This window comes from Fictibacillus halophilus (assembly GCF_042680145.1).
Lineage (GTDB): Bacteria > Bacillota > Bacilli > Bacillales > Fictibacillaceae > Fictibacillus > Fictibacillus halophilus_A.
On sequence record NZ_JBHTNQ010000001.1, the window covers coordinates 565,253 to 582,035 of the forward strand.

Annotated in this window: 17 protein-coding genes; 10 read left to right on the forward strand and 7 right to left on the reverse strand. The window is 39.7% G+C overall.

The genetic code is table 11. The features are described 5' to 3' along the window. Positions 1–96: 96 nt before the first annotated feature. The gene (locus ACFQ4X_RS02895; RefSeq protein WP_379833062.1) at positions 97–2,313 is read right to left on the reverse strand and encodes an FUSC family protein; all 2,217 of its coding nucleotides are present in this window, start codon (positions 2,311–2,313) and stop codon (positions 97–99) included. 136 nt (positions 2,314–2,449) lie between these two features. Between ACFQ4X_RS02895 and ACFQ4X_RS02900 the strand changes: the two genes are divergently transcribed. The 10 genes from ACFQ4X_RS02900 to ACFQ4X_RS02945 all read left to right on the forward strand — a co-directional run bounded on the left by ACFQ4X_RS02900 (position 2,450) and on the right by ACFQ4X_RS02945 (position 10,412). After that, complete coding sequence (locus ACFQ4X_RS02900) at positions 2,450–2,959, forward strand: hypothetical protein (RefSeq protein WP_379833063.1); 510 nt, start codon at positions 2,450–2,452, stop codon at positions 2,957–2,959. Between the two features lie 18 nt (positions 2,960–2,977). Beyond that, the gene (locus tag ACFQ4X_RS02905) at positions 2,978–3,487 is read left to right on the forward strand and encodes a hypothetical protein (RefSeq protein ID WP_379833064.1); all 510 of its coding nucleotides are present in this window, start codon (positions 2,978–2,980) and stop codon (positions 3,485–3,487) included. 64 nt (positions 3,488–3,551) lie between these two features. Next, the gene (locus tag ACFQ4X_RS02910; RefSeq protein ID WP_379833065.1) at positions 3,552–3,758 is read left to right on the forward strand and encodes a hypothetical protein; all 207 of its coding nucleotides are present in this window, start codon (positions 3,552–3,554) and stop codon (positions 3,756–3,758) included. 76 nt (positions 3,759–3,834) lie between these two features. Beyond that, complete coding sequence (locus tag ACFQ4X_RS02915; RefSeq protein WP_379833066.1) at positions 3,835–3,972, forward strand: hypothetical protein; 138 nt, start codon at positions 3,835–3,837, stop codon at positions 3,970–3,972. 200 nt (positions 3,973–4,172) lie between these two features. Further along, positions 4,173–4,808: a pentapeptide repeat-containing protein gene (locus ACFQ4X_RS02920; RefSeq protein WP_379833067.1), complete on the forward strand. Its 636-nt coding sequence runs from the start codon at positions 4,173–4,175 to the stop codon at positions 4,806–4,808. Between the two features lie 209 nt (positions 4,809–5,017). Then, complete coding sequence (locus tag ACFQ4X_RS02925; RefSeq protein WP_379833068.1) at positions 5,018–5,863, forward strand: cupin domain-containing protein; 846 nt, start codon at positions 5,018–5,020, stop codon at positions 5,861–5,863. 449 nt (positions 5,864–6,312) lie between these two features. Then, positions 6,313–7,125 (forward strand): ABC transporter ATP-binding protein, encoded by an 813-nt coding sequence (locus ACFQ4X_RS02930; RefSeq protein WP_379833069.1) that lies wholly within the window; start codon positions 6,313–6,315, stop codon positions 7,123–7,125. 69 nt (positions 7,126–7,194) lie between these two features. Beyond that, positions 7,195–8,139: an iron-hydroxamate ABC transporter substrate-binding protein gene (locus ACFQ4X_RS02935; protein ID WP_379833070.1), complete on the forward strand. Its 945-nt coding sequence runs from the start codon at positions 7,195–7,197 to the stop codon at positions 8,137–8,139. Between the two features lie 225 nt (positions 8,140–8,364). After that, the gene (locus tag ACFQ4X_RS02940) at positions 8,365–9,408 is read left to right on the forward strand and encodes a FecCD family ABC transporter permease (protein ID WP_379833071.1); all 1,044 of its coding nucleotides are present in this window, start codon (positions 8,365–8,367) and stop codon (positions 9,406–9,408) included. Beyond that, the gene (locus ACFQ4X_RS02945) at positions 9,405–10,412 is read left to right on the forward strand and encodes a FecCD family ABC transporter permease (RefSeq protein WP_379833072.1); all 1,008 of its coding nucleotides are present in this window, start codon (positions 9,405–9,407) and stop codon (positions 10,410–10,412) included. Before ACFQ4X_RS02940 ends, ACFQ4X_RS02945 begins: the two co-directional genes overlap by 4 nt. A 155-nt stretch (positions 10,413–10,567) precedes the next feature. On the opposite strand, the gene ACFQ4X_RS02950 is transcribed toward ACFQ4X_RS02945, so the two are convergent. The 6 genes from ACFQ4X_RS02950 to ACFQ4X_RS02975 form a co-directional block, all read right to left on the reverse strand. Further along, positions 10,568–11,617: a Ger(x)C family spore germination protein gene (locus ACFQ4X_RS02950; protein WP_379833073.1), complete on the reverse strand. Its 1,050-nt coding sequence runs from the start codon at positions 11,615–11,617 to the stop codon at positions 10,568–10,570. Then, positions 11,607–12,686, reverse strand: coding sequence for a GerAB/ArcD/ProY family transporter (locus tag ACFQ4X_RS02955; protein WP_379833074.1), 1,080 nt, complete (start codon positions 12,684–12,686; stop codon positions 11,607–11,609). Before ACFQ4X_RS02955 ends, ACFQ4X_RS02950 begins: the two co-directional genes overlap by 11 nt. Position 12,687: 1 nt before the next feature. Next, positions 12,688–13,998: a spore germination protein gene (locus ACFQ4X_RS02960; protein WP_379833075.1), complete on the reverse strand. Its 1,311-nt coding sequence runs from the start codon at positions 13,996–13,998 to the stop codon at positions 12,688–12,690. Between the two features lie 339 nt (positions 13,999–14,337). Then, positions 14,338–15,387, reverse strand: coding sequence for an NAD(P)/FAD-dependent oxidoreductase (locus ACFQ4X_RS02965; protein ID WP_379833076.1), 1,050 nt, complete (start codon positions 15,385–15,387; stop codon positions 14,338–14,340). A 169-nt stretch (positions 15,388–15,556) separates the two neighbouring features. After that, positions 15,557–15,697 (reverse strand): hypothetical protein, encoded by a 141-nt coding sequence (locus ACFQ4X_RS02970; protein WP_379833077.1) that lies wholly within the window; start codon positions 15,695–15,697, stop codon positions 15,557–15,559. A gap of 113 nt (positions 15,698–15,810) precedes the next feature. Further along, on the reverse strand, positions 15,811–16,680 hold the full coding sequence (locus tag ACFQ4X_RS02975) for a TetR/AcrR family transcriptional regulator (RefSeq protein WP_379833078.1): 870 nt from the start codon (positions 16,678–16,680) through the stop codon (positions 15,811–15,813). Between the last annotated feature and the right edge of the window lie 103 nt (positions 16,681–16,783).

The following is a 16,783-nucleotide window of genomic DNA, read 5'->3' on the forward strand; positions in this document are numbered from 1 at the left end:
CTCCTTAAAAGGAAAGTAGTGCCTATTTTGTATAGAAATGGAATATTTTTTTATCTGTTAGCTCATAAAAAAGGGGCTGCTAAAAGTAAGTTTACCTTACTTTTGGGACAGCCCTTTTGCGCCTAGTTCAGTTCCTAGCTCTAAAAGTGAATGGTTGATGCGCCATACATAATAGAGGTGATGAATCAGGTCACGCTGAGATTGTTTCCTGCTCGGAGCAAGACGCTCGATCTGCTCCTGTTCGTTTTCAAGGCTGTACATAAGAGGTTCTTCCAGTTCAGCTTGTTTCAGCAATTCCATCAGCGTATCTATGTTAGACTCGAGTTTTTCTTCGGTCTTTTTAAACACTTCCACCAATTCCTCTGGATAGTCGAATCCTTTTCGATAGGATGAGGCAACGAGATGCTTCGCATAATAATTGATGGCGGACAGCACCGTGAACCACCTGGTCATATCAGTATGTGCAGGCGATCCGGGCCGCTGCATTAGGGTTTGAGCTTCATCCTTTATAGCCTGCAGCTTTTGATCCAGTGTAAATCCTTTTTCAGAAAGCTCTTTAACGTTCACATCTTCACGAAAACTCCTTACATACTCTGTAACATACGGTTTAAGCTCAGTTAAGAATTCATTGGTCGATTCGGCCACTTTTTGTTTCGTTTTCTTTGGAAAAATAATCGTGGAAACAACAAGTGCGATCAATGCACCTGCGATCGTATCGAGAACACGGGAACCAATAAGCTCAAACGTAATACCGCCAAGTAAGATATCATACATGAACGCAATCAGCATTGTTATGAACAAGCTCATCATCGTATAAGATACGGTGAGCAAATAAAAAGCTAGGAATATAACGGCAAAGAGCAAGATGACTTCAATTACAGGCTGGCCAGAAAGCAGCTTTGCCATCAAAAAGCCGATCACTGCTCCTATAATGGTACCTAGCGATCGCTGGAATCCTTTCGTATAAATACGGCCGATCGATTCTGTTCCAAGCAGAACAATAAAGGCAGTAAGCAGTACCCAGTACGGCTGGGCAGGGGAGATGAGCTGCCCGATAATGATGGACAGAATACCAGCTGCTAAAGCCTGATAAGCTTTTTTTGTGGAAGGCTTCAAACCTGTCTCTTCTTTTGGAGCATCTTCTTCTAACTCTTCTTCAGCTTCTTCTGGCGCTGCTTGGATTGTCTTTTTATTATGCAATGATTGCTGTATCGTAGTAGCGCCTTCTATAACATGGTTCACAATCGATTCAATACGTCTTATCAAAAATACCCAGCCTTTTGGCTCTTGATCACGATTCAAGAGGTCCAGAATCATAAGACGCAGCTTTTGAACTGCCCGTTCGGCTCCTTCTAAATTCTGTTCTTCGGCATTCGTCGCGAGCACTTCCGCATCACGAAGAGACTGGGTAACCTCGATAAGCAGAGGTCTAATCTCCTCAAGGTCTTGGGCATCCGCACTTTTTAAACTCCGGATCGAATCAGATAATGTTTCAGCAAGCATCCCCGTATCAAATACATATAACCGCAGCTGGACTGTTGTTAAACCAGGCCACATCTCTTCCACATCTTCAGCTTTTATGTATCCCGACACAATCACAGCGTACTCTTTTAGCTTAAGTACATTCTTCTGAATCTCTTTTTTGCGTTTTAGACTTACTTGTGGGTCCTTCATGGCGCTGAGTAAAAGATTAAACGTAAGATTGCTCTGAAAATGAAAAGAACGAATACTTTTCTTTAGATTTTTTGCCGTGCCTTGAAAAAGAATAAAATTCACTACATATGCATAGAGGACACCAATCGTGATACCAGCGTAAAACCAAGGCAGCTGGTTGCTGTGCAGCTTCAAAACAGACGAGATATAAACCGTCATAAACGCAATCATCGATAGAGAAAAATACCGCACCCCAAAGCGGGTCAAATAAAAGCTGCAGAAAATAATGATGATCATCATCACATCAATATAATACGCATTGCCAGATAGAGAGCCGATCGTAATCCCGAACATGGCAGAGGGAGCTAGCAGCAAGGTGGTAATCTTCATCTTTTCCTTCGTGTCATCCATGACCGCCATGATTCCGAGCAATCCGACCATACCGGCAACAATCGCAGGTGTTATCACTGAATTGCCAAAAGCCCTCATGATTAATAATGTTGTAAAAACTGAGGCAATCAGGCTGATCGTCGCGCGGCCAGCTTTATAAAAGCGAATTAGCCCAGGGTCCGAAGCGAGCAGCCTTCCGAGCCAATGGTGTTTTCTATGCAGCTGTCTCATCAAATCACCCCGTTTCTCCCAATAAATAATAAGTATCATGCTACCACATGCTTATTTATTATCCCAAGTTATTTCCTTTTACTCCTTTAAACATGCACACCAGAGCGCATTTTACTTAATACTCGAAAGGAATATACTTCCAATCAGTGGAATATAGAGAGGAGGAGGTGCGGCTATGAAAAAAATGATTATGGCAGGTTTACTTTTATTGCTAACGGCATGCAGCAGTGAAAACGGTAATGCTACTGTTGAACAATTGAAAGAAGATCACCCTCATGTAAAGAAAGTAGCAGAAGAATTGCCGGAGAGTGTACAGGAAAATTTAGCTGCTCCAAAAAAACTGCCATTCAAACCTAAAAACGTGGAATTGATATACGCAGGAGACCCGCCTGGTGATCCAAAAGGCGAGATTCATCATACCGAATTACTCTATGGAAAGGGTGACGGAACGCTTCTGCAAGTCACCATGTTTCATAACAAAAAATCAACCTTTCATAATGAAGGCAAGCTCAAAACCACAAAGCTTAAAGACGGTACAAAAGTGACGATTGATGTAGATACACCAAAAGCAAAAGAAATACGATGGAAAAGAAATGAACGTTATTACGCTTTAATGATGATGGGGTCCGAAATCACAATTGATGACCTCGTAGAGACTGCAAATTCTATGGAATATTATGAATGACATTAAGGAGTGCTGAACATGGATAAATGCGTATATTTCAATGACAATTTTTTCTCTTCGGGGAAAACGGATATTTACAATGAATCTCAAGAAAGACTTGGAGAAATTGATTTAAAAAGTGCGTTCGGTTCAAGTTTGAATGTGGAGAATGAAAAAGGAGCAGTCGTTGTTGAAGGAAGTTTTCCTTTTTTCTCAAACAGATGGAGTATCAAAAAGCCTGATGGGAATGAATTAGGCGAGGTGAAATCCTCCTTTGCCTTTTTCTCAAAGCGGTACCATTATCTCACCAATAACGCTACATATGAGATCGAATCACCAGCTTTTTCAAAAGAATATACAATTCTTGATGAGAATAAAGCGGAAGTAGCTACGTTCAAGAAAGTGAACGGATTTTTCCAATCAGCAGCTTTCGAATTGAAGAATTACTCGGATTCACTATTAACGGAAGAACTAATCGCGGTTGTTATGGGCGTCAATGCGATCGAAAAACGCAACAATTCCAGTGCAAGTGGAGGAGCAGTTACTTAATACAGCAGGAAGGATCCCGAGACTCCTTTTTCAAGGAAACGGATTTTAAAGGAGAATAATTAGAATGACTACTAGATTCCTGATTTTATTATTAGTACTGCTATTAACCGCTTGCCAAGATCATGAAAACAGAGAGTACTTGCATTGGGGAGGAGCAGGAGAAAATGTGATTGAGAGATTGAGGGATGGCGGGATTGATTACAAGGTGGAACAGGGAGAAGTCTATATTCCAAAGGATCAATTGAAAAGAGCGACGGCTTGTTGCACATGAGTATTCTTTGATCTATTAGAAATTTCGAGGAGTAACAAAGTGAACCGAAAATGTGATCTACCTAGGAGGGGTGGCAGTGATATACGGTCTCATTGCATTTCTTTTGATTTTTTTTACACTTCTAGGAATCGAAGGCCAGCTTAGAAAAAATCATAAACAAAATGAAAAAATAGCAGAGTTGTTGGAAGAAATAAAAGAAAATCAACGTTACTAACAGTTATGATTCTGAGCAGGAGATTCAGTTTGAAATAAGCACAAAATTTATAGTTTCTATGATCACTTTACCTATCAGCACGAACTGAGTTATACCTCATTGCACACAATCTTGAGAAAAAATAAAGACTTATAAACCTTTTTGTTTTCTTGTAAAGTTAATGAACAGTTAGAAGAAAACAGAGGTGGAATATGTCAAAAATGAAAATTGAATCACCCAAAATTCATTCTGATTTAAAGAGTGCTAATTTCCATGATATTTTTTATGAAGAAGAGCCGGAACTCATTAACTGTACAGTCGTTAGCTCCCAAGCAGACAATGAGGTAATTGATAAAGTTGTCTTTTCAAAGGTTATTTTTAAGAATACAACTTTCATTAATTGTACGTTTATGAACATCGATATGACGGATGTGGTTTTTGAAAACTGTAATTTATCCAATACACGCATGTGTGAAGGGATTATACATAGAGTAACCTTTAAGGAATGCAAACTTTTAGGTGCAGATTTTTCAGGAGCTAATCTTGGTAACGTCCTCTTCGAAAACTGCGATTTGAATTTAAGCAATTTTACAGAGACGCGTTTCAAACAAGTTGGATTCGAGGAAACGTCTTTAAGAAGCGCTAATTTTTTTGATGCTAAATTGAATAAGGTTCGTTTTAGTCGCTGTGATCTGAATGATGTGGATTTTACACAGACGATTCTAAAAGGAATTGATATAAGTACGTGCACCTACGAGCAAATAAATGTCTCTGCTGAAAGTTTAAAAGGATGCGAAGTTTCACCTAATCAAGCTATAGGATTTTCAAGATTGTTAGGACTTAAAATTAAAGAGTAAAAGAAAAAAGACGCCCAGTAGGACGTCTTTTTATGCGTATTGCGGCGAGAGACAGCACTCCACATAGTGCATTGCCAAAAAGGCGCGTCAATCTCGTCTTATGCAAATTAGCTCATCGCTAGACTAGTATACCACCATTCACACTGAAAGAGAAGGGGGTACCTTCTTTAGACCTAGGCATATGATAATCCCATAAGTCTTTGAAGGGAATGAGCAACGTGTATAATTCTTTCTACCGTTTTAACCATTCACAAGCGGAATCTATACTTATGGCGATCCAAAGAGAAGCTTCAGCGATCAATTTATACCAGCGATTAGCACATACTGCGCCTAATCAGCACCATAGGAACCACATTCTTTATGCACTTGAAGGCAAACAAAATCATCTGCAACAATTTACAGATCTTTATAGTTCTCTTACTGGATTACAGCCCGAATACCATATAGATCCGGTGGCTTTCTACAGTTACAAAGATGGATTGCGAATCGCTTATGAAGCGGAAGCAGAGGGTTGTCATGCATATCAGAAACACTGTCAGCGCAGTGAAAATCCTTATATCCAGCAAGTATTCATGCAAGTTTTCGCAGAAAAAAAGGAAAGTGCTGCTCGAATGGATTGGTTATATCGAGATACACCGGCAGAAATTAGAGATTATGGCGGGAAGCCGTTAGTTATTAATATTGATGAAGCATCTAAAGTGAATAATACGTACCGAACGGCTCTCTGGACTGGTGAACATTTGCAAGTAACCTTGATGAGTATCGACGTTGGAGATGACATCGGATTGGAGGTTCATCCGAATACCGATCAGTTTCTGCGTATAGAAGAAGGGCAAGGAATTGTTCAAATGGGGGATAGCCAAGATCAACTAAACTTTCAAGTGGAAGCTTATGACGATTTTGCCATCATGATTCCTGCGGGAAAATGGCACAACCTAACCAATACAGGAGATAAACCGATTAAACTTTACGCGATCTATGCGCCACCTGAACACCCGTTTGGAACCGTTCACCCTACAAAAGCAGCGGCCATGGCTGCTGAAGCGAGTGAATAGAAAAAAATTTCAATTTTTTATCAATAAATGACCCAAAAGTGTGTATTTCAACTTTTGGTGTCATTTTTTTTGTTAAATACAGCTTATTATGCAGTCTGAAAGAGGATTTTTTCAGGAGGAAATCCCTTGATTGAGCGTAAACAAGGTGTTTTTGAGCGTAGCGGCAAGATTCTGAGCGAAACGTAAGCCATTTGGAGCGGTACTCGATGTGTTTTGAGCGTACATTACAAATCCTGAGCGTACGTGTAATAAATAAAAGAACACGTACCGTAACAGTAAATCAAAAATAACTACTTTGTGAAAACTTTATAAAACATATTGACACACTCGAAGCATTCCAATAGAATGAAAAAACGAGATTGATAATCATTTTCAATTGGAATATACATTAGCTATAACCAGTACAAAATATACATTAGCTATAACCAGTACAAAAGGAGGGCGAAAACATGTCCAGACTGTATGCGGAACACTTACATATTGCTTATGGTGAACGGGACATTGTGAAAGATCTCAACATTTCCATTCCAGATGGGAAGATCACTACGATTATTGGACCGAATGGCTGCGGAAAATCAACGGTTTTGAAAACGTTGTCGCGCATATTGAATCCGAAGTCTGGTGCTGTTTACTTAGATGGTAAAGCCGTTAGTAAGGAATCAACGAAGAAAATCGCACAAAAGATGGCGATCTTGCCGCAGTCTCCAGATTCACCAGAAGGACTTACGGTAGGAGAACTCGTTTCTTACGGAAGGTTTCCATACCAAAAAGGCTTTGGAAAGCTGACAAAGAAAGATTTTGAAGTGATAGACTGGGCTCTTCATGTGACGGGTGTTTCTGAGTTTAAGGACCGTCCGGTAGATGCACTCTCAGGCGGTCAGCGTCAGCGCGTCTGGATTGGGATGGCTTTAGCACAAGAGACTGATATTATTTTACTGGATGAGCCGACTACATACTTGGATCTGTCTCATCAGTTAGAAGTCCTTGAGTTATTGCACCAGCTGAACCGTGATGAGAAACGCACGATCGTGATGGTGATTCATGACTTGAATCATGCAGCGAGGTTTGCTCACCATATGGTGGCGATGAAGGATGGCTCGATCCTGAAAGAGGGAACGGCAGAGGAAGTAATGACACGTCAGGTGCTTCGGAACGTTTTCAATATCGATGCTGAGATCGGCGTTGATCCAAGAACTAGAAAGCCTGTTTGTCTTACGTATGATCTTATCAAAAATGTTCAGTTAGTTGAGAACTTGGCGTAATTGATCGCCTTTCTTTTTTACTGTTAATTGAGAATGATTTTTATTATCGAATATATGGGGGATAACAAAATGAACAAACGCACAAAACAACTATTAGTAACTTTTATGACAATGCTGCTCGTGTTCGCACTTGCTGCATGCGGAAATAAATCAGAAGAAGGCGCAAGCTCAGGAGAGAAAGACTCCAAGAAAGAAACTAGAATCTATAAAGGCGAGAATGGTGACGTAGAAGTTCCTGCTGAACCAAAACGTGTTGCGATGATGGCGGCTACATACGCTGGTAACTTGCTAGATTTAGGAATCACGCCAATAGCGGTAAACGAATATCCGAAACAAAACAAATTCTATGGCAACAAACTGGACAAAGCAGAAGTGGTAACAGCAGATTCTTATGAAAAACTTCTAGAACTTAATCCAGATCTAATCATCACGTATTCAGATGACAAGAACATTAAGAAGTACGAAGAGATTGCTCCAACGGCTACGATGACATATGACAAGTATGATTACAAAGAGCAGCATGTTGAGATTGGTAAGATGGTAGGCAAAGAAAAAGAAGCAAAAGCATGGGTTAAAGACTGGGATAAGAAAGCAGCTGACGCTCGTGAAAAAGTAAAAGACGCGATCGGTGAAGATAAAACGTTCATGGTAATGGAAGCTTACGGAAAAGACATGTATGTTTACGGTGAAAACTGGGGCCGTGGAACAGAAGTTATCTATCAAGCTCTTGAACTAAAAGCTCCTAAAAAACTAGAAGAAGATGTATTCGGCCCTGGCTGGAAAGCAATTTCTACTGAGACAATCCCAACCTATGCTGGTGATTATATCTTTGTTGGATCAGGTGCTGGCAACCCGGATAATTCATTTATGGAGTCAGATGTTTGGAAAGAGCTTCCGGCAGTTAAGAACGGAAACGCAATTAAGTTCGATTCAGAGTCATTCTATTTCAATGACCCGATCTCACTAGAAAAAGAATTAGATTTCATTGTAAAAGAATTAACGAAAAAGAAATAATAGGTTGTTTTCGCAATTATTGTAGCTATTGTAAGTAGTTGATTTCCGCTCCAGGCTGCTCGCTTTCCACGGGGCGTGCGGTGAGCCTCCTGCCGCTTTGCGCCATTAGGAGTCTCCACCTGACCGCTCGTCCCGTAGGAGTCTCGCGCCTTGCTCTCCAATCAACTTTGTCAATGAAGGACTGAAACGAGCTAAATAATAAAAGCCTCAAAAAGGAAAATGGCCATGTTCAAAACAAAGACCAAGCTTATAAAAGATAATAAAGTATACTCGAGGCCTGCCGTAGGGTTAGTTATTCTGCTTTTTGGATTGATCCTTTTAATCGCGAGTATGGGTCTTGCGATTTCAGTAGGTGCTGCTCAGATTAATTTTACGACAGTTTGGAATTCTATCTTAAACTATGATCCAAGCAGGGAAGCGGACCGTATCATAGTGAGCCTTCGATTACCGAGAGAGCTTGGTGCTGCGATCGTCGGTGCGGCGTTTGCGGTCAGTGGTGCAATCATGCAGGGGATGACGCGAAATCCCCTTGCAGACCCTGGCTTACTTGGGTTGAACGCAGGTGCGAGTTTAGCTCTTGCATGTGTGTTCGCTTTTAACACAGGCGCAAACTATTTTACCGTGATGCTGATTTCCTTTATTGGTGCAGGAATAGGTGCAGGAATGGTGTTCGGATTAGGCTCGATGAGCAGAGGAGGACTTTCTCCCATCCGGATCACGTTAGCCGGTGCAGCTGTTTCTGCACTGCTTTCTTCGTTTGGTGAGGGAATTGCTTTATACTTTAAGCTTTCACAAGACCTTGCTTTCTGGACAGCAGGCGGAGTTTCAGGAACAAACTGGGCACAGCTGAAGCTGATCGTACCTGTAGTTATTGCGGGAATTCTGATCGCTGTTATGTTTTCCAGACAGCTTACGATCCTGAGTTTTGGTGAAGAAGTGGCAAGAGGTCTGGGGCAGCGGACTCTGCTAACAAAAATTGTACTAATTACGGTTGTGCTGATCCTTGCGGGTGCAGCAGTTTCTCTTGTTGGTGCCATTGCGTTTATTGGATTAATGGTTCCGCACATCGTACGTTTCCTTGTTGGAACGGATTACCGCTGGATCATTCCATGCTCGGCGATGTTCGGCAGTGTGCTGATGGTGCTGGCAGATACTTTTGCTCGTACGGTTAACGCTCCTTATGAAACGCCAGTCGGGGCGGTCGTCGCTATGATCGGTGTTCCTTTCTTCCTTTATCTTGCTAGAAAGGGAGGAAGAAAACTGTCATGATGAATACGGCTCAGAATAAAAGAATTAGAATAATAATGATTGCAGCCATTGTCTTGCTTTTCGCGGTATTTATTATCAGTGTTGCGACGGGTTTTGCTTCTTTAACTCCTGCCGAACTGTTTCGGACAGTGATTGGACAGGGAACACCTCGAGAAAATTTGATCTTGTTTGAGTTTCGGCTGCCAAGAATATTTGTAGCGATCTTAGCGGGGATGGGGCTTGCAGTGTCTGGTGCCATCCTGCAAAGTTTAACGAAGAACCCGCTTTCTGACCCTGGTATTTTAGGAATTAATGCCGGTGCAGGTTTGATGGTCGTGGTTTATATCATGTTTTTCACGGTTGAAACATCGAACTTCCTATACGTGCTGCCGCTCTTTGCTCTTGCAGGGGGTATGGCAACAGCAGCCGTCATCTACATTATGTCTTACATAAAAGGCGAGGGCGTTGAGCCAACGAGGCTTGTGCTCGTCGGGGTTGGACTGGCCGCAGCATTATATGGAGCAACACTTACTTTATCAACAAGGTTAGATATGGAAGACTACACGTTTATGGCGAATTGGATGGCGGGAAGAATCTGGGGTGATGACTGGACGTTTGTCCTTTCATTGCTGCCATGGATCTTAATCCTGATTCCAATCACGATTATGAAGTCAAATGTGCTTAATACCTTGAACCTGCATGAAAATGTTTCAATTGGGGTTGGGGTGAATGTTGGGCGGGAGCGAATCATCTTGATTGTGATCGCGGTCGCACTTGCGTCTGCATCCGTCGCGGTGAGCGGGGGCATCGGTTTTGTTGGACTGATGGCTCCTCACATCGCAAGGTCACTCGTTGGTCCGCGGCATCAGGCATTTTTACCGGTTGCCGCATTAATCGGAGCAATCTTGCTCCTTGCTGCAGACACGATCGGAAGGGTCATCCTTGATCCGAGCGGTATTCCAGCCGGAATAATCGTTACCATTATTGGAGCGCCATATTTTATGTATTTACTAGCCAAAAAATAATACAAAAGAAAGCTGCCTTTAAAGAACATGAATTACTTCCTTTACCTGGGCAGCTTTTTTATATTTATAACGTCTTTTTCAGAACCCCTTTAAATTAATGAAAGTTCCTCTAAAAAAACAGAACAATTTTTTTGAGATATCCGAAATTAATATCATTATTCTATATTGGCATGGACCTTAAAATTCACTTTTAGGTTGGGATAATATTCATTTCTCCAGTCTTTTAGTTCATTGTATGAGAATTGCTGGTGAAATTGTTGTCCAAACCCAAAAATATCAGTGTGATTTTCCTGAGATTGTTTAAGTATGTTGTAAAACCTCTTTTCAGTAACCCTTTCAAGTTCCTTCTTAATTCTCCTATTTGTGATTCCCGCTTTTCTTTCTAAAATGTATATTTTTAAATTCAAGTCACTTGTCACCAGCGGTGTATTGTTATTCATTGATGTTTTATTTTGGATCGAACTGTTTGTGACTATAATACTGGCAAAGCCGAGGCTCTCTATTCTTCCTTTTTCATTTTTGTTTTGGAACACATTTACTAATTGACCTTCATCGGGGCTTATTATTTCAATTAGTATTCCTTTTTTCATAATAGCTGCACCTTCAAATGTTAATACTGTATCTTTTCCCGAACGAACTACAGGAATAGCTGTATCTTTGGTATATGAATATAGACTTCGATATACTTCCCAAATAGGGATACTGAAGATCTCTGGTGCCCAGCCAGCTCCTTTATTAAAAAAATCATATATAGAGGAAGCATGTACACCTAATTTTTCATTAATATTTGATAAAACATCCTCAACGTTATCATCTGTAATGGATACCAACGCTCTTGATGGAATATCTTCCGAAACCATTAGGAACTTAATAAGTTTCTTTAACTCATGGTGGTTTTTTGTCAGATTGTTTTGAATGACAATTAATCGTATTTGCGAATAATCAATAGCATCTTCGAAGTTTGTACGAAGTTGTCCAAGTACACTTGCAACGGTTTCACCACTTGCTGTAACGGTTCTTGATAATTGGTTATCTTCTTGAGGGATAGGGATTTGCAAGGTAACTTTATAATCTTCATCGTTTTCTTTGGAGATTCCCATAACTAAAGGAAAGGCCCGTTTATCTATATCTTTAATATCCCAACAGCCACAGAGTAAAGTTATTGAAATGAATCCTATAAAAAGTTTGAAACTTCTACTTTTCATATTCCAACACGCCTCTTTTCGACAGGAAACCATAGATGAAAATGATAAACGGAGTAGTAACCATAAAAAAGGATTGAGCTCCTATACTCCACAAAAAGTATTGTTCAATCAACATTTTATTCGGAACAATCACTGCGAAAATAAAGGAGAGTATAGAAGTACCAATGATCCAATGAGGGGCTCTCACTTTCCGAGATTGAAACATTTTCTCCATGACATGACCGATCATCAAAAGTATGACTGCATTTGCGAATATCACTAATCCGACCAAAGATACACCAAAGAACACTGTTTGCCGGTTAAACGAAAACCAGCTAATGTCTACTGAATCCATCGCTTCTAAAAAAGGATTGGGGAGTCTAACAACGGTTTCTTGTCCAAAGATAAACAACGGTATATAGACTACTGAAAGTAAAAATAGTAATACACTTATCCACGCTACAATAAGCTTGCGAAATGATAAGTTTGTTTCAGGAGTTATAAATCCTAAAAATAAAAACGGAGATAATCCCAAAAGATAGAAAAATTTTATGTCTAACCAAGATTGAATAGGTAAGTCCCAAACTTGCGAAACATTGTGTAAATCAAAATTTACTGTAGAAGAAAAAATGTTAAATACCACTAATGGAATAACCAGGAAGGAGAGAAATACCGAGCAGCGCAAAATGGTTCCAATTCCTTTTGTAGCTGTATATGCCGAAATGAAAAATAGTAGTATCAAGATTGACCAATAGGGGGTACGGGGTAGAAATATTGAAATAATGACTTCGGTATGCACACGGTTATTAAATGCAACAATCAAGATTAAGTTGATAACAAACGGGATGAAGTATAGGAATGCCACCCATCTACCAATTTTAAAATAAACATCAACGACATCACTTTGGGGAAAATAACTTAAACCCTTAAAATAAATCCAAATTAAAAATAATTGGACAATCCCATGGCACATTACCAACGCCCAATGGGCTGTATTGGTTAAGTCATATATGAGATCAGGAAAAATTAAATAACCAAAACTCAACTGTATGATAATGAAGGTTAATCCAATTTGAAGTGGTCGAATCACTTTATGTCTCCTTTTCATCAATACGAAACGTTGTATATGGAATGTCGTTCGATGTTAAGCTAGCTAAATATATGATTGTGAAAATTAAACCTGTACAAACACCTAGGATCCCAAAAATGGAAGCTAAGATTAAGATGGGATATTTTAGTAAACGAATGTACAAAGAGTTTTGCATTCCGATTACTGCTGAACTGGCAATTACAACAGCGGTAATCACGATAACTAATAAATTACTGACCAACTTTGCCTCAACCATTGCTTGTCCCAAGATGATTCCTCCTACCATTGTAATAGCGGGACCAACGCTCTTAGGAAGTCTCACAATCGCCTCTAGTATCAAATCCACGAGAACGACCATAGCAATTGTTTCAAGAAACGCAGATAATGGAATACCTTCCCTACTTTTTATCACAAACAATGCAAGATCTGTTTTAAATACTTCAGGGTTCACTGAAACCAAAGCGACATAAAGAGCGGGAAGTATAAGTGTTGCAACAGCTCCAATAATTCTAAAGACTCGAAGCATAATTGACAGTGAAAAAGTAAAATTGCGATCGTTGACACTACTAAACATGTCCCAAAGTAGATGAGGAAAAACAAGCGCGAAGGGGCAATTATCAATAAAGAGAACGATTCTGTTCTTTTTTAAGGAATGGATGGCTTGAATTGGAAGTTCAGTAGAAAACAAATGACTGACAGGACTCAACTTACGTTTACCAAAATGTCTATTTAGATCATCAATGGTTTCAATATCTGAATTAATTTGTCTTAACTGTTGATTGACTCTGTCAACAAGAGCACCAGGGGCACTTCCTTTAATATAGAGCATTGATAGCTTTCTCTTTTCAAGCTCTCCAACTTGATAGGAACAATGGCAAAGGCGTTCAGTACTCAACCTTTTTCTGATCATTCCAACATTAACATTTATATCATCTCCAAAGGCATCCATTGAAGTTTGAATAGCACTTTCATTCTTAGGCTCTTCAATACCTCTCTTCAGATTTTGGGAGATGGGGTCAACAATGGCATTCCATTCACCATTTTCAGAAAAAAGTACTAATTTTCCATCTAATACTGCTTCAATTATTTTTTCTTTATCAACGTTAATCTGGTCACTAAGGTTTTTGAAAAGTGCTTTTACTGAAGGGGACGAAACTGCTATTTGTTGAAGATATAATTTAGACCTGGTTAAATCAACTAGCGTACTAAATCCAATAAGATAGATTTCTATTTTATCTACTAGCTCTTCTTCGATAAAAAAATCATCGTGATTGGAAAACATGGATTCCATTTCTGTCACTATATTTCTCATTAACTTGCCCCTTAACAAATAGTAATCTAAAAAAATTATGCGCAACTAGGAGCGTTTATATACGATTACTGATGTATATCTAACCAAAACAGGCAAAACTACAAGGCTAGAGTCCGTTAAAATACGGGACTCTAGCCCTGTAAATACTATCTAACATTTTGGGATCACTTCAATTTAAGGTATTTTCTTATGAAAGTAATGCATAGAAAAAAGGTGCATTTCTTCAAGAAGGAGATCAGCACCTTTTTATTGAAGCAGAGCAGGACTATGTAAGATGTGTCTAACAATTGGGGTGCAGTTCAATTCTGGTCGTTTTAACTATGCATCAGTTTACGCTATTTAATGAATCATCAGTTTTACCAGTTCGCGGTTGCGTTCTTTAAATACCTCGTTATGAGATGATACCATCGCTACAGTTTGAGCATCTGGCTGGATAAACTGTTTCGCTTTGTTTACAGCATTGGCTGCGTCTTGGAACGTTCCGGCGATCAAATTCAACTTGCCTTCATGCTTCAGGATGTCCCCTGCAGCATACATTCCAGGGACAGAAGACTCACTGTTCGCGTTTCCTGCAATATAAAAGTTATCAGCGAGTTTGATGTTCAAGTCGCTATTCCCAAGCAGGGATGTATCCTGCTCGTACCCATGATTGATAATAACTTCGTCGATAGGGAGGTAGGAAATCTCACCGGTCACATGGTTGGTCAGCTCAATCTGCTCGATCACCTCATGGTTTGGACAAGCAAACAACTTCGAGATCGAGGTGTTGAAAATGCAGTCTGCGCAGCTGTTCATAAGCTGTGTAACTTGAGCCTCGTGTCCGGCTAACGTACCTTTTCGATATGTAAGGTAAACTTTTTTTGCGATCGGCACTAATTCGTTTGCCCAGTCAATTGCAGTATTACCTCCGCCTGAAATAACGACTGTCTTATCCTTAAATTGCTGAAGGGATTTTACTGTGTAGTTCAAATTAGACACTTCAAATCTTTCCGCGCCCTCAATATCAAGTCTCTGCGGATTTAAAATACCGCTTCCCACTGCAACGATTACCGTTTTTGAGTAATGCAGTTCTCCACTGGCACCTTTTAAAATAAAAATACCGTCTTCATCCTTCGTCATCGATTCAACTTTTTCATTTAAAACCACTTCCGGATTGAACGTTAACCCTTGCTCAACCAGTTTTTCAATAAGCTTTGCACCAGGGAGCGGGGTATAGCCGCCAACATCCCAGATCATTTTCTCAGGATATACATGAATCTTACCGCCTAAATGAGGCTGAAACTCAATGATCTTTGTCTTCATTTCTCTTAATCCGCTATAAAAGGCAGAATAAAGACCTGCTGGCCCTCCGCCAATAATGGTTACATCAAAAATATCTCTGTTTTCCATATGCGTTCCTCCTCAGGAAGCAGTAATAGTGATTATCATTCTCATTTAAATATATAATGAATCTCACATTTTTACAATGGAAATTTGAGCGTTTTACTACTTAAGATGAAGTCACTTTTTTTATATGAAAATATGGACCCTTAATTCCTAGCGGGGAAAAATTTATAGGTCACCCTTTGTTATCTGCTTTTTTTACGGATTCACTTAATTTATTTATTTTTGAATTAAGAACTATACCAAAGATAAAAGAAGAAACAAGACCTAGGATAGTAAAGAAAATTAATGCAGCAAAGCCAGTTTCATTACGCATACTAAACCTCCAAATGATTGATGAATTTATTATTTGTATTCAAACATCTTTTATCCCATCCAAAAAGAGGCTGCAAGGGATTACTCCGGCAAGCCTCCTTTATCTATTTTTTATTAAGTCTTCAATAAATACCAAAGCATGTTCGTAAACTTTTGTACTTGTGATTGAATAGGCGTCTCGTCGAATAGCTTCTGAAAAGGTTTTAACAGAGGCTGAAGGACGACTTTGCGCATCCGTTCACGCTGTAATTCATTTACGATTACATCAAATAAATCTTGCTGTTCTTCATTAAAGGTGTGATGTTCTTGCAGCTGGTCAGCCAGCTTCATGATATCGTCCTTGGTAACGACATTTTTACTCATATTCGTACGCAGCAGATCAATGGCTGAATGATTCAGCATGATTTTCTCATTCATAATCATTTTCGGCGCGATTAGTTCGATATACGACAATAGGGTGTCCACCACTTCATCTAATGAATACGTACTGTTCGTAACTCGCAGAGTAAATAACATGTGGTGTACCATGCCAAAAAACAATACGGTCGCTTCAAAAGCATGCTCGCGGATGTCTTCCCCCATAATATCTATAAAACGATTCGACAGCCATTCCATCTCATAAACACGGTGCTGCATCACTAGTTTTTTGAGATCAGCTTCATTGGATGACAGAATAGCCTCAAATAGCGGCGTTACATTTCGCTCTTGATTCAAACGCATGATGGTTGTAATTTGCTCAATAAAAACTTGGCGGTCACCGGGATCCTTACCGATCTGCAGCGCGATCCGCTGCTGGCTTGCATCATAGCGCAGGAATTCCAGGATATCTGCAACACAATCATTCTTTGAGGAGAAATAATTATAAAACGTACCTTTTGAGATGTTCGCTTTTTCAATAATTTCCTGTATAGAGGTTTGCTGAATACCTTTTTCTATAAACAGTTTTAATGCAACGTCAGCTACTTTTCTTTTCTTATTGTTCATGTATTCATGCCATCCCCTTGGTTTTCTTCTATTTCTAGTATAAATTTCTTCTCATGGAAAAACAATATTTTTTAGACTGTCGGTATAAAAGTGTTGCCTTTTT